General features: G+C 43.4%; 14 protein-coding genes. 13 read left to right on the top strand and 1 reads right to left on the bottom strand.

What is annotated here, in order from left to right; translation table 11 throughout:
* Positions 1-26 precede the first annotated feature (26 nt).
* The 3 genes from QM873_RS00665 to QM873_RS00655 all read left to right on the top strand — a co-directional run bounded on the left by QM873_RS00665 (position 27) and on the right by QM873_RS00655 (position 5,957).
* Positions 27-1,067 (top strand): 2,3-butanediol dehydrogenase, encoded by a 1,041-nt coding sequence (locus QM873_RS00665; RefSeq protein WP_061564287.1) that lies wholly within the window; start codon positions 27-29, stop codon positions 1,065-1,067.
* Positions 1,068-1,222: 155 nt separating this feature from the next.
* Complete coding sequence (locus QM873_RS00660; protein WP_414278634.1) at positions 1,223-4,921, top strand: pullulanase; 3,699 nt, start codon at positions 1,223-1,225, stop codon at positions 4,919-4,921.
* Positions 4,922-5,045: 124 nt separating this feature from the next.
* Entirely contained in the window at positions 5,046-5,957 is a 912-nt protein-coding gene (locus tag QM873_RS00655; RefSeq protein WP_129822418.1) for a DMT family transporter, read from the top strand.
* Between the two features lie 33 nt (positions 5,958-5,990).
* Here QM873_RS00655 and QM873_RS00650 read toward each other — a convergent pair whose 3' ends face one another.
* Positions 5,991-6,611 carry a TVP38/TMEM64 family protein gene (locus QM873_RS00650; RefSeq protein WP_414278633.1) on the bottom strand — a complete coding sequence of 207 codons (621 nt, stop codon included), beginning with the start codon at positions 6,609-6,611 and terminating at the stop codon, positions 5,991-5,993.
* Positions 6,612-6,784: 173 nt separating this feature from the next.
* On the opposite strand from QM873_RS00650, the gene QM873_RS00645 reads away from it, so the two are divergent.
* The 10 genes from QM873_RS00645 to QM873_RS00600 all read left to right on the top strand — a co-directional run bounded on the left by QM873_RS00645 (position 6,785) and on the right by QM873_RS00600 (position 13,997).
* Positions 6,785-7,312, top strand: coding sequence for a YqeG family HAD IIIA-type phosphatase (locus QM873_RS00645; RefSeq protein WP_123159640.1), 528 nt, complete (start codon positions 6,785-6,787; stop codon positions 7,310-7,312).
* 2 nt (positions 7,313-7,314) lie between these two features.
* Positions 7,315-8,421: a ribosome biogenesis GTPase YqeH gene (gene yqeH / locus QM873_RS00640; RefSeq protein ID WP_023027189.1), complete on the top strand. Its 1,107-nt coding sequence runs from the start codon at positions 7,315-7,317 to the stop codon at positions 8,419-8,421.
* A gap of 218 nt (positions 8,422-8,639) precedes the next feature.
* Positions 8,640-8,951 carry a ribosome assembly RNA-binding protein YhbY gene (gene yhbY / locus QM873_RS00635; protein ID WP_006595720.1) on the top strand — a complete coding sequence of 104 codons (312 nt, stop codon included), beginning with the start codon at positions 8,640-8,642 and terminating at the stop codon, positions 8,949-8,951.
* A 21-nt stretch (positions 8,952-8,972) separates the two neighbouring features.
* Positions 8,973-9,605, top strand: coding sequence for a nicotinate-nucleotide adenylyltransferase (locus tag QM873_RS00630; RefSeq protein ID WP_120701677.1), 633 nt, complete (start codon positions 8,973-8,975; stop codon positions 9,603-9,605).
* Positions 9,602-10,198, top strand: a complete 597-nt coding sequence (gene yqeK / locus QM873_RS00625) for a bis(5'-nucleosyl)-tetraphosphatase (symmetrical) YqeK (RefSeq protein ID WP_120701678.1) — start codon at positions 9,602-9,604, stop codon at positions 10,196-10,198. Before QM873_RS00630 ends, yqeK begins: the two co-directional genes overlap by 4 nt.
* Positions 10,199-10,717 (top strand): cysteine hydrolase family protein, encoded by a 519-nt coding sequence (locus tag QM873_RS00620; protein ID WP_414278632.1) that lies wholly within the window; start codon positions 10,199-10,201, stop codon positions 10,715-10,717.
* Positions 10,714-11,067 carry a ribosome silencing factor gene (gene rsfS, locus QM873_RS00615; RefSeq protein WP_003014310.1) on the top strand — a complete coding sequence of 118 codons (354 nt, stop codon included), beginning with the start codon at positions 10,714-10,716 and terminating at the stop codon, positions 11,065-11,067. Before QM873_RS00620 ends, rsfS begins: the two co-directional genes overlap by 4 nt.
* Before the next feature lie 208 nt (positions 11,068-11,275).
* Positions 11,276-12,016, top strand: coding sequence for a class I SAM-dependent DNA methyltransferase (locus tag QM873_RS00610; protein ID WP_414278631.1), 741 nt, complete (start codon positions 11,276-11,278; stop codon positions 12,014-12,016).
* 6 nt (positions 12,017-12,022) lie between these two features.
* Positions 12,023-13,114 carry a nucleotidyltransferase gene (locus QM873_RS00605; RefSeq protein WP_414278630.1) on the top strand — a complete coding sequence of 364 codons (1,092 nt, stop codon included), beginning with the start codon at positions 12,023-12,025 and terminating at the stop codon, positions 13,112-13,114.
* A 70-nt stretch (positions 13,115-13,184) separates the two neighbouring features.
* Complete coding sequence (locus QM873_RS00600) at positions 13,185-13,997, top strand: hypothetical protein (protein ID WP_414278629.1); 813 nt, start codon at positions 13,185-13,187, stop codon at positions 13,995-13,997.
* Positions 13,998-14,114 lie beyond the last annotated feature (117 nt).

The following is a 14,114-nucleotide window of genomic DNA, read 5'->3' as shown; positions in this document are numbered from 1 at the left end:
AATTCATGGAAAAATAGGAGAATTATATGGAAACAATGAAAGCTGCTCGCTGGCATGGCAAGAAGGACGTTCGTATCGAAGAAGTAGAAGTCCCTAAAGTACAACCTCATCAAGTAAAGGTTGCGGTCAAATTCACAGGAATCTGTGGGACAGACTTGCATGAATACTTGGATGGGCCAATCTTTATTCCAACAGAGGAGCATGTTTATTCTGGTCAAAAAGCACCCGTTACCCTCGGTCACGAGTTTGCTGGAGAAATTGTTGAGGTTGGAAGCGATGTGACTCGTGTTAAAGTCGGTGATCGTGTGACGATTGAACCAATTTTGGCAAAACACAACTTAATTGGTGACTACAACCTTGATCCAAACTTGAACTTCGTCGGTCTTGCGGCAGATGGTGGGTTTGCTAAATACTGTGTCCTAGATGGAGATTTAGTCCATGTGATTCCAGATAGCTTGAGTTATGAGCAAGCAGCACTTACAGAACCTGCTGCTGTGGCTGTTTATGCAGTTCGTCAATCTGCTTTGAAAACAGGGGATACAGCTGTTATCTTTGGTTTAGGTCCAATCGGTCTCTTGATCGTGGAAGCCCTTCGTGCAGCAGGAGCATCAAAAATCTATGCAGTTGAATTGTCTCCTGAACGTCAAGCAAAAGCAGAAGAGCTAGGTGCCATTGTAGTTCGTCCAGAAGAAGGTGAATCAATCGTTGAAGCCATCCATCGCTTGACGGATGGTGGAGCGGATGTGTCTTATGAAGTAACAGGGGTTCCTGTTGTTCTTGGACAAGCTCTTGCAGCAGTTCATAAGGCTGGTGAGTGTATGGTTGTTTCTATTTGGGAACGCGAAGCAAGCATCAATCCAAATGAATTTGCCATTCAAGAAAAGACTCTTAAAGGGATTATCGCTTATCGCCACATCTTCCCTAAAGTATTGGAATTGATGGAACAAGGCTATTTTTCTGCTGAAAAATTGGTTACTAAGAAAATCAAATTGGAAAATATTGTTCAAGATGGCTTTATCGAATTAACGCAAGATAAATCGCAAATCAAGATTTTGGTTGAGCCATAAATTAGTATATTTTATGAATAAAACCAGTCCATTTGGGCTGGTTTTTTTTACTAGGGAGGACAATATAAAAAGATAGTATAAATTAAGAAAACGCTTGCATAAATAATTCTTACATGCTATACTGGTTGAACACTAATCATTTTAAGGAGACAGATATGAAACAGAAACCTTCTGTGTCAGGCGATAAACAAGTCGTCTATGCGATTCGTCGATTGAAAAATGGCGTTGGTTCGGTGGCGATTGCGACGAGCTTGGCTTTATTAACAGCCTTTGCTGGTCCGGTCAGTGCAGATGAGGTGGGCAATACCCCTACACCAGCTTCAGAAGTGGTGACAGCCCCGTCAAATGAAACAAGCATTTCTTCATCGGATGTGAAACCAGCTACGAACACTGAGACAAGTGAAACTCCAAAAGTAGCAGAAGAAAGTGTCACTGCACCTGAAAATGTAAGCGCCCTCACTGAAGAGGTTGCTTCTCCTCAGTCTGAGAAGGCAGAGGAGCCGATTGCTGATCAGACTATCCGGATTCACGTGAAAAAGCTACCAGAAGAAAACAAGGAAACTCAGGGGCTCTGGACCTGGGATGATGTTGAAAAACCTTCGGAAAACTGGCCGACAGGTGCCCAATCCTTTAAGGATGCAAAGACGGATGACTACGGCTATTATCTAGATGTCAAGCTTAAAAATGATCAGGCTAAGAAGATTAGCTTCCTCATCAACAATGTTAAAGGGGACAATATCACAGGGGACAAGTCCATTGAATTGCTCTCTCCAAAAATGAATGAAGCTTGGTTGGATGACAAATTTAAAGTCTATTCTTATCAGCCTCAAGCAGAGGGAACGGTCAGAGTCAATTACTATCGGACAGATGGAAATTATGATAAAAAATCTCTCTGGTATTGGGGAGATGTAGAGAATCCGAGCAGTGCTGCTTGGCCGGATGGGACAGATTTTGTAGCGACAGGGAAATACGGTCGTTACATCGATATCCCCTTAAAGGAAGCTGCAAAAGAATTTGGTTTCTTATTATTGGATGAGAGTAAGTCTGGAGACGATGTGAAAATTCGACAAGAAGATTATAAATTTGCTGACTTGAAGAACCATAGCCAGATTTTCTTACGGGACGATGATCCGACTGTTTACACCAACCCATATTATGTCAACGATATCCGTATGACAGGTGCCCAGCATGTCGGTAAGGAAAAGATTGAAGCCAGCTTCTCGACCTTGGCGGGGGCACAGAAAGAAGAATTGCTCAAGCGGACCAAGATCACGGATGCTCAGGGAAATCCTGTCACCATCTCGGACCTGCTTTTAGATGAAGCAGGAAAGAAAGTAACCTATACAGGAGATTTCTCTCAGGTTGATCAATCCTATACGGTTCAATACGACAATGACCGCTTTACAACCAAAATGAACTGGCGCCTCAAGGATGAAGCCTATAGCTACGATGGAACGCTCGGAGCTCATCTTCATGAAGGAGGGAAGAAGGTTGATCTCACCCTCTGGTCACCAAGTGCGGACAAGGTATCCGTTGTCATCTATGATAAGAACGATTCTGAAAAACTAGTTGGCCGTGTGACTCTAGAAAAAGGGGAGCGAGGAACTTGGAAGCAGACTCTTTCTGCTGATTCAGGACTGGATATCCAAGATTATACGGGCTATTTCTACCAGTATGAAATTGAACGCCAAGGGAAGACCTTTACCGTTCTTGATCCGTATGCCAAATCGTTGGCAGCTTGGAACAGTGAATTGTCCAAGACAGATGCGGTTCATAAGGTAGCAAAAGCAGCCTTTGTAGATCCAAGTAGATTAGGTCCGAGTGACTTAACCTATGCGTCCATTCCAAACTTTAAGAAGCGAGAAGATGCTATCATCTATGAAGCTCATGTCCGCGACTTCACTTCTGATCCGGCTTTGGCATCAGAGCTTAAGAGCCAATTTGGGACCTTTGCTTCCTTTGTTGAAAAATTGGATTACCTCAAAGACCTTGGTGTAACCCACGTTCAACTCTTGCCAGTTCTATCTTATTACCACGTTAATGAATTGAAAAACAGCGAGCGCTTGTTAGAGTATGCATCAAGCAACAGCAATTACAACTGGGGTTATGATCCACAGAACTACTTTGCCTTAACAGGTATGTACTCAACAGATCCAAGCAATCCTCAAAAACGAATTCAAGAATTCAAGAATTTGGTCAATGAAATTCACAAGCGTGGAATGGGAGTCGTGCTTGACGTTGTCTATAACCATACAGCTAATGTGGACATCTTTGAAGATATTGAGCCAAATTACTACCATTTCATGGATGCGGACGGTACACCTCGGACAAGCTTTGGTGGTGGACGCTTGGGAACAACCCACTACATGTCCAAACGAGTCTTGGTCGATTCAATTAAGTATTTAGTAGATACTTATAAGGTGGACGGTTTCCGATTTGACATGATGGGTGACCATGATGCGGCCTCTATCGAAGAAGCCTACAAGGCGGCTCGGGCTCTGAATCCAAATCTCATCATGTTGGGAGAAGGCTGGGTGACCTATGCAGGTGATGAAAATAGTCCTGTACAACCAGCAGACCAATCCTGGATGAAGAAAACAGACACCGTTGCTGTATTCTCAGATGATGTTCGAAACAATCTAAAATCAGGTTATCCAAATGAGGGACAACCAGCCTTTATCACCAATGGAAAACGAAAGATTGCGACTATCTTTAAGAATCTCATCGCACAACCAACCAACTTTGAGGCAGATAGCCCAGGAGATGTCATCCAATATATTGCGGCCCATGATAACTTGACCCTCTTTGATATTATCGCTCAGTCTATCAAGAAGGACCCTAGTATCCCAGCCAATAATGCAGAGATTCATCGTCGCTTGCGTCTAGGAAACCTGCTCGTTCTGACAGCTCAAGGAACACCGTTCCTTCATTCTGGTCAAGAATATGGTCGAACCAAGCAATTCAAGGATCCAGCTTACCGCACGCCTGTTTCCGATGACAAGGTTCCAAACAAATCTCATTTATTAGTAGATGAAAATGGAAAACCATTTGACTACCCTTACTTCATCCATGATTCCTATGATTCAAGCGATGCTATCAACCACTTTGATTGGGAGAAGGCAACCAATGAAGCCCTCTATCCAGAGAATACGCGCTCTCGCGCCTTCACCAAAGGCTTGATTGCCCTTCGTAAGTCAACAGACGCCTTCCGCATGGACAACATGGAGGAAGTGAAGAACCGCGTCAAGCTCTTGACGATTCCAGGTGAGAATGGAGTGGAAGAAGAGGATCAGGTGATTGGCTACCAAATCACTGCTAGCAATGGAGATGTCTATCTAGTATTAGTTAATGCTGATACCAAGGCGCGTGACTTTGCATTAGGAACGGACCTCGAACGCTTTAGAAAGGCAGATGTTCTAGTGGATGGTGAACGAGCAGGTATTAGCAATCTAACTGATCCAAAAGGAATCTCTTGGACAGAAACAGGCCTTCGACTAGATGCTTTGACAGCAACTGTCTTGCGTTTGTCTACTAAGGAAGAAGCTGAAAATCCTGTTCTTCCAAATCGTCCTGAATACCATACACCGGTATCTCCATCTCCAGAGAAAGTCCTTCCTCCACAAACTGTTAAACCGACGTCACAACTTCTTGCTCAAAAGAAAGAAGAGCCAGAGGTTCAAGCTTTAGCTCCTCATCCTGACTCTGCGTCAGTTGAACATGGAGAAGAAGCAAGTCCAGCTCGCGCGCTTCCTGAAACAGGAGAAGCGAGCTCCAACCTAACTAGCTTAGCTGGGCTCCTTCTCTTAGGAGGTCTCGGGTTAGGAATGGCTAAGAACGGGAGAAAAGAAGAATGAAATCTTCTAGATGGGATTTAAAAATAGTTTTTAAATCCTACATAAAACCAGCCCTTTTGGGCTGGTTTTTGTGATAGAATAGAGAAGAAGTAGCGTACCGTATTAATTAATTTTGGGAGGCAACATGTCTACATCTTTCAAAGGAACCGTGATGACTGTGATTGCTGGAATTGCCTGGGGGCTTTCTGGAGTGAGCGGGCAATATTTGATGGCCCACGGTTTTTCAGCTATCGTTTTAACCAATATTCGTTTACTAATTTCAGGTGCCGTCCTCCTTCTCTTTGCCTATCTGTCTGACAAGGAGAAGTTTGTTGCCTTTTTTAAGGATAAAAGTTCTTATATCTCTTTGATTCTTTTTGCCTTTTTTGGCTTGCTATTGACTCAGTTGACCTATCTGATTGCTATTGCAGAAACCAATGCTGGAACTGCAACAGTGCTTCAATACGTTTGCCCGGTTGGTGTTTTAGCCTATACCTGCATCAAGGATCGTGTTGGGCCTACTGTCTCTGAGATTGCTTCCATGTTACTAGCAATTGGGGGGACCTTCCTGATTGCCACCCATGGACAGTTGAATCAGCTGGCTATTACGCCCAAAGGTCTAGGCTGGGGCTTGTTTTCGGCCTTTGCCTACGCTCTCTATATCATTTTACCCCTCAATTTAATCAAAAAATGGGGAAGTATGTTGGTCATTGGGGTGGGCATGCTCTTGCCAGGGATTCTCATGCTTCCTTTTAGTGGCTTGGTATCCTTTCAAGGACACTATTCTTCAGATAACCTCTGGGCCCTCTTTGGCTTGATTGTGTTAGGAACCATTTTTGCATATACGGTCTTTCTTAAAGGAACCTCGATGGTAGGGGCAGTCAAGGGGAGTTTATTAGCTTCTATTGAGCCTATTTCCGCTGTATTTTTTGCCTATATAATCATGAACGATCAATTCTATGCGATTGATTTTATAGGGATGGGGATGATTTTGTTAGCAGTTCTTCTGATTTCTCTGAAAGACCTCATTATTCAAAAAGAAAAAGGAATTCTATAAAAAAAGATGCTGGGTGTTTGCCCAACATCTTTTTTAGGCCATTTGCCAGAAATAGTCGATGATATAGGTGAGACCATAAGTGTAGATGACCAGAGTAATCGGTTTACAGAGAATAATAATGGTCATATAGCGCTTAAAGGTCATATTGGTCAAACCAGCTAACATGCAGAGGAAGTCTGCAGGGCTGATGGGCCAGATCATCATGAAGATAAAGAAGCGATCGAACCGTTTGCCTTCATTGAGCCAGTTAATATACTTGTCGTAAGTCTTCTGACTGACCATAGACTGGACAAACTTAGGCCCGTACATTCTTGCGAGCTGGAAGATAATGGCACAGCCAATGACAATTCCAATGTAGTTATAAACGGTCCCAACGATGTGGCCATAGATAAAGACACCAGCGACAGATGTTAGAGCGCCGGGGATAATAGGGACCACTGTTTGAAGGATCTGAAGAAGGATAAAGAGAGGAGGTCCAAAGATTCCTGCTTGGAGAATAAAGGCCGACAAGGTTTCCTTGGATTGGAGGATACCAGCAAAGTAGGCCCAGATACAGAAAGCAAGGGTTGCAAGGGCTCCAATGATGGAGGACCAATTGATGATTTTTTGGAGGAGAGGAGAAACCTCCCTCAATTTTTTTTCTTTTGCTATCATAACTCTTCCGTGTAGTTTTTCTACTACTATATCATGTTTTTGAAAGTTTGTAACGATTTTGTCTATTTTAGATAACAAACCAAACTATGCTTTTTCCAATAGGGGCGATGAAGCAAGTGCAAAATACGTCCAATTATGCTACAATGAAGAGAATATAAAAAATGGAGAACAACGTGTCAATCGAAAATTACAAACCAGATTTTGCGGTGGAAGCGGCCTACGATCTCACCGTTGCAGACTTGAAAAAAGAGGGCATCAAGGCGGTCCTTGTGGATTTGGATAATACCTTGATTGCTTGGAATAATCCGGATGGAACTCCTGAAATGCGCCAGTGGTTGCATGACCTTCGTGATGGCGGGATTCGGGTCATCGTGGTGTCCAATAATAGTCCTAAACGGGTCAAACGTGCGGTTGAGAAATTTGATATTGACTATGAAGCTTGGTCACTCAAGCCCTTTACCTTTGGGATTGATCGGGCTCTCAAGCGTTTCCACTATGAGAAAAATGAAGTGGTCATGGTGGGGGATCAACTGATGACCGATATTCGGGCTGCTCATCGGGCGGGCATTCGTTCGATTTTGGTTAAGCCTTTGGTCAAGCATGATTCCATCAAGACCCAGATCAACCGAGCGCGTGAACGCCGTGTTATGAAGCAAATGGCCGAAAAATATGGTCCGATTGTATACAAAAAAGGAATTTAAGAATGGAAGAATTATTCTGTATTGGCTGTGGAGCGCCCATTCAGACAGAAAACAAAGAGGGACTAGGCTATACTCCCCAATCAGCTCTTGAAAAGGGATTGGAAACAGGCGAAGTTTATTGCCAACGCTGTTTCCGTCTCCGTCACTACAATGAAATTACAGATGTGCATCTGACAGATGATGATTTCCTAAAATTGCTTCACGAAGTAGGAGATAGTGATGCCCTCGTGGTCAATGTAGTGGATATTTTTGACTTTAATGGCTCCGTCATTCCTGGATTGCCTCGTTTTGTAGCAGGAAATGATGTCCTCTTGGTCGGAAATAAAAAGGATATCCTGCCCAAGTCTGTCAAGGACAACAAGGTGACCCATTGGTTGATGGAGCGAGCCCACGAAGAAGGTATGCGTCCTGTCGATGTGGTCCTCACCTCTGCCCAAAACAAGAGTGCCATCAAGGATTTGATGGAAAAGATTGAGCAACACCGCAAAGGCCGTGATGTTTACGTGGTGGGTGTGACCAACGTAGGGAAATCGACCCTCATCAATGCGATTATCCAAGAAATCACTGGGGACAAGGATATCATCACGACCTCTCGCTTCCCAGGGACGACACTGGATAAGATTGAAATCCCACTGGACGATGGATCCTACATCTACGATACACCGGGGATTATCCATCGCCACCAGATGGCTCACTACTTGACAGCTAAAAACCTCAAGTATGTCAGCCCTAAAAAGGAAATCAAGCCCAAGACTTATCAGCTCAACCCCGAGCAAACCCTCTTCTTGGGTGGTTTGGGGCGCTTTGACTTTATCAAGGGAGAAAAGCAAGGTTTCACAGCTTTCTTTGATAACGAACTCAAGCTTCACCGAACCAAACTCGAAGGAGCGACGGCCTTTTACGACAAGCATGTCGGAGGCTTACTAACCCCTCCTAATAGCAAGGAAAAGGAAGACTTCCCACCATTGGTTTCCCATGAGTTTACCATCAAGGACAAGACGGACCTCGTCATTTCTGGACTTGGCTGGATCCGTGTCAATGGAGAAGCTAAAGTAGCCGTCTGGGCACCAGAAGGCGTCGCCGTCGTATCACGCAAAGCTATCATTTAAAAATATGAAAGGAAACCGTTTCTTTTTAGACAGGGGCGAGTGCAACGAGCCTAGAAAGGATACTTTTCACTGTGGTGAAAGCCTAAGTAGATGTTTTACTACTTAGGCGCGGAAAGTTTGAGACCTAGGCTCAAATTTAAGTCATGGAACTCCGTAAGGAGGTCGCTGACGACCGCCACCACAAGAGAAAAGTATCAAAAAAGAAGCATTGTAAAAACATGACATTAACATCCAAACAACGGGCTTTCCTCAATAGCCAAGCCCACAGCCTCAAACCCATTATCCAAATCGGGAAAAACGGGCTCAATGACCAAATCAAAACCAGTGTTCGCCAAGCACTAGACGCTCGCGAACTGATCAAGGTGACCCTTCTTCAAAATACAGATGAGAACATTCATGAAGTAGCGGAAATCTTGGAAGAAGAAATCGGTGTGGATACGGTTCAAAAAATTGGACGCATCCTGATTTTGTACAAACAATCAAGCAAAAAAGAAAACCGGAAGATTTCAGTCAAAGTAAAAGAGATCTAAGAGACACAGGAGAGCAGGTATATGGCCATTGAACTATTAACCCCCTTTACCAAGGTGGAGTTAGAGCCAGAGATCAAAGATAAGAAACGCAAACAAGTGGGAATCCTCGGAGGGAATTTCAATCCTGTCCATAATGCCCATCTTGTAGTTGCGGACCAGGTCCGCCAACAATTGGGCTTGGACAAGGTCCTTCTCATGCCAGAATATGAGCCTCCGCATGTGGATAAAAAAGAAACCATTGATGAGCGTCATCGCCTGAAAATGTTAGAACTAGCCATTGAAGGGATTGAAGGACTAGAAATCGAGACGATTGAGCTAGAGCGTAAAGGGATTTCTTATACCTACGATACGATGAAGTTACTCAATGAGCGAGACCCTGATACAGACTATTACTTTATCATTGGAGCCGATATGGTGGACTACCTGCCAAAATGGTATCGGATTGACGAGTTAGTGGAGATGGTCCAGTTTGTCGGTGTTCAACGTCCCCGTTACAAGGCGGGAACCTCTTACCCCGTGATTTGGGTCGATGTTCCCTTGATGGATATCTCTTCTAGCATGGTTCGCGAGTTTATCGCTCAAGGTCGGACGCCCAACTTTATGCTTCCAAAACCAGTCTTGGACTTCATCAAGAAAGAAGGTTTGTATCAATGACCTATGAAAACTATCTCGGATTTTCTCGTGAGGTCTTGCTCGAAAAAATGGGTCAAATCCTGCCAGAAAAACGGTTAACCCACTGTTTAGGAGTTGAGAAGGCCGCACGTGACTTGGCCAAACGCTATGGTGCAGATGAAGAACAGGCTGGCCTAGCAGGTTTGTTGCATGACTATGCTAAGAAATTATCGGATCAGGAATTTTTAGACTTGATTGATCGCTATGAGTTGGATCCAGCTTTAAAAAACTGGGGCAACAATGTCTGGCATGGAATGGTTGGGATTTACAAGATCCAAGAAGATCTCGGGCTGACAGATCCAGCTATTCTTCGCAGTATTGAGATTCATACAGTGGGAAGTGGGCAGATGTCAACCTTAGACAAGATTGTCTATGTAGCAGATTACATTGAACACAACCGGGCCTTTCCAGGGGTGGAGCAAGCGCGCGACATCGCTCAAGTCTCTTTGGATCGTGCCGTGGCCTATGAAACAGCTCGTACAGTCGAACACCTGGCCCACCAAGGATTGCCCATTTATCCCCAAACCCTTGAAACCTACAACGCCTTTGTGAAGTATTTGAAAGAGGAGCAGTGAGTGAAGACAGCTTTTATCATTATTGATGTACAAAATATCTTAGTGGAAACAGGTTTTGAGACAAAAAAGCTCTTAGAGAAGATTACTTATTTACAAGATCAGGCTAGAAGCAAGAATATCGAAATTATCTATGTTCAACATATTGAAACGCCAGAGGCTATCACCTCGGAAGATTGGCAGTTATCTCCACTGTTGAAGAGACAGGCAAATGAAAAGGTATTTCAGAAGCGATACAATAGCATGTTTAAAGAGACAGGATTAAAAGAATACTTGGATCAACAAGGGATTGAACAACTGGTCCTGTGTGGCATGCAGACAGAATATTGTGTCGATACATCCGTCAAAGTGGGGTTTGAATACGGCTATAAGCTGGTCATTCCAGAAGGAGCTGTTACAACCTTTGATGGAGAGGATATCCCAGCAGAAACGCTCAATGAATTTTATGAAAATATTTGGGAAGAACGTTTTGCGGATGTCTTAGATTACAAATCAATTTTTTTAGGAAAGAGGACTAAATGAAAGAAAAAGAATTACTTGAACTTGTTGTTAAAGCTGCCGATGAAAAACGTGCAGAAGATATTGTGGCTTTGGATGTTCAAAGCTTAACCAGTGTGACAGATTACTTTGTCATCGCAAGCTCTATGAATAGCCGTCAGTTGGAAGCTATCGCTGAAAATATTCGTGAGAAAGTCGTTGAAGCTGGGGGCAATGCCAGCCACGTCGAAGGTGACTCAGCTGGAGGTTGGGTCCTTCTTGACTTAGGTGGTGTAGTGGTCCATGTCTTCTCAGAAGAAATGCGTGCCCACTATAACCTAGAAAAGCTATGGCACGAAGCAAGTGCTGTCGATCTTTCAGCAGCCCTAGCATAAGCAGGTAAACTCAGTTGGCAGCAACTGAGTTTTGTTGGTTAAATTGAAATTCTATGGAAAGAAAGGATAGGGCCTTGTGTTTAGTTAGGTTGGTAACGGAACACGAGCCAAAAGCTGAGAGAAAGAGCCTAACTTCCTTTGTATCTGGCGATACGGCGGAAAGTTTCCTATTTCCTCTATGCTTTTAACGCTCTTTGTATCTTGATTTATGGCGACTTATGAAACGTTTGCGGCGGTCTATGATGCGGTCATGGATGACAGTCTGTATGATTTGTGGACGGATTTTTCTCTCCGGCATCTCCCTAAAAGCAAGGATCGGAAAAAATTACTGGAATTGGCTTGTGGGACAGGGATTCAATCTGTTCGTTTTTCCCAAGCTGGATTTGATGTGACAGGGTTAGACCTGAGTGCGGACATGCTGAAAATTGCTGAAAAAAGAGCTGCTTCAGCTAAGCAGAAGATTGATTTTATCGAGGGCAATATGCTGGACCTGTCGCAAGCAGGCACTTATGATTTCGTGACTTGCTACTCGGATTCTATCTGCTATATGCAGGACGAGGTAGAAGTAGGAGACGTCTTTAAAGAAGTCTACAATGCCCTCAATGAGGACGGGGTCTTTATCTTTGATGTCCATTCAACCTACCAGACAGATGAGGTCTTCCCAGGCTATTCTTATCATGAAAATGCGGAAGACTTTGCCATGCTTTGGGATACCTACGAGGATGAAGCCCCTCACTCGATCGTCCATGAGCTGACCTTCTTTGTCCAAGAAGAAGATGGATCCTTTAGTCGCCACGATGAAGTCCATGAGGAGCGTACCTATGAAGTTTTAACCTATGACATCTTATTGGAGCAGGCTGGCTTTAAATCTTTCAATTTGTACGCTGACTTTGAAGACAAGGAGCCAACAAAGACCAGCAAACGTTGGTTCTTCGTAGCACAGAAGTAGGACAGCATGACAGTTACAGGTATTATTGCAGAATTTAATCCCTTTCACAATGGACACAAGTACCTGCTAGAACAGGCAGAAGGGGTGAAAATCGTCACCATGTCTGGGAATTTTGTCCAACGTGGTGAACCTGCCATTGTAGACAAATGGACACGGGCCCAGATGGCTTTGGAAAATGGAGCGGATTTGGTGGTCGAGCTCCCCTTTCTCGTGGCTGTTCAGTCGGCTGATCATTTTGCCAAGGGAGCGGTGGAGATTTTGTCCCGTCTGGAAATCGACCAATTGACCTTTGGGACAGAAGAAGTCTTGGATTACCAAGCGATTGCGACAGTTTATTCGGAGAAAAAAATAGAAATGGAAGCTTTCCTGCGAAGCCTTTCAGACGATTTATCCTATCCACAAAAGACCCAAAAAATGTGGGAAAGCTTTGCTGGAGTGGAGTTCACAGGGGATACTCCCAATCATATCCTGGGCTTGGCTTATGCCAAGGCCTGTGCTGGAAAGGGGATTGCGCTCAAGCCCGTCCAACGCCAGGGTGCAGGCTACCATTCAGAAGAAAAAGAAGTGGCCTATGCTTCTGCCACTAGTCTACGCCTGCACAAGGAAGATCAGGAATTTGTCGCTAAATTCATGCCCAATAGCCAACTCTTTCAGTCGGCTCCACAGGTATCTTGGGAGGTTTATGACCAACTGCTCCGTTATCAAATTATAACCCATCCGGATCTGACACAGATTTTTCAGGTCAATGAGGAACTGGCCAACCGGATAAAGGAGGCCGTTCGAAGTGCTAGCTCTGTGGAAGACCTGGTGGAGAAAGTCGCAACCAAGCGCTATACCAAGGCGCGAGTCCGCCGCATCTTGACCTACATCTTGGTAGGGGCGATGGATCAAGCTCTTCCAGATGCCATTCATGTCTTAGGATTTTCCGCAAAGGGACAAGCCCACCTCAAAGGCTTGAAAAAATCAGTAGAAATCGTGACCCGAATCGGTAAGGAACCTTGGGACAATTTGACCCAGCAAGCGGATCAGGTGTATCAGCTAGGTCATCCTGCACTTAAGGAACAAAATTTTGGACGCGTTCCAGTGATTGTTTTGTAAAGAAAACTTTTATCTAAACTAAAAAGATAAAAGTAGAAGCATATAAAAACAGAAAAAGGAATCTTCTTTTATGAGAACGAAAAAATCAATCTTACTTTGCCTCTTGGCTATAATTGCCCTCAGCCTAGGTGCTTGCTCGAGCATTAACAATAAAGGAAATAGTACTCAGAAAAAAACAAGTCAAAGTTCACGTAAAGCAGTGGATATAACAAGTCTTTTAGAAGAAATCGAGACCACTAATGAAAAAATGACTAGTGTTCGTCAGAAAACGGATATAAGTGGTTCATTAAATACAAAAGAAGAAACTATTCAAAAAAAACAAAAAATGACTTCGCAAGTTATCTATAAGACTGAAAAGCAAGAAGTAGAGATGGCATACATTAGTGTTAAGACCTTGGAGAATGGAGAAGAAAGTTTTAAAGAACTCTTGATGCCGGGTGGTGAAATGACTCCAATGTATACCCGTTATAATAAAAGTGGAGAATGGGATAAGGAGATTTATGGAAAAGACGGTAAATATATTGTTAACCCGGATTATTTCCAGCTCTTAAAGGGTTTGAATGAACTAACGGAAGATTTAGCTCTAGAAGAAACGGATGACGCTTATGTCTTCAAGTTGAAAAATAAGGATGCTGACTTAATAAGCATTTATGAAGATGAGTTCCAGTTTAACTTATCACAATTCCCTGATTCAAAATACAAGAATGACTTGATCGTAAAGATTGACAAAAAAACTAAATTCCTTAAAGAATTCAAGATGACAGTATCTACTTTAAGTAATAAAGGATTACTGACGATCAAGAGTGAGACGACATACTCAGACTGGAACTCGGTTGAAAAGGAAGATATTCCAACTATCACTGACGAGAAGACAGAAGAATAAGCTGCTATGTTTAGCTTCGCTATTTCCAAAGGCAAAGCTCATAAGGAACCAGTCAATAGGAAATGTTAGATTAGGATCTACAAGTAAACATCTTCTTTTCTATTAAAGAAAAGATAT

The sequence above is a fragment of the Streptococcus australis genome, assembly GCF_047463015.1.
Lineage (GTDB): Bacteria > Bacillota > Bacilli > Lactobacillales > Streptococcaceae > Streptococcus > Streptococcus australis_F.
This window is presented reverse-complemented; position numbering and strand designations above follow the sequence as displayed.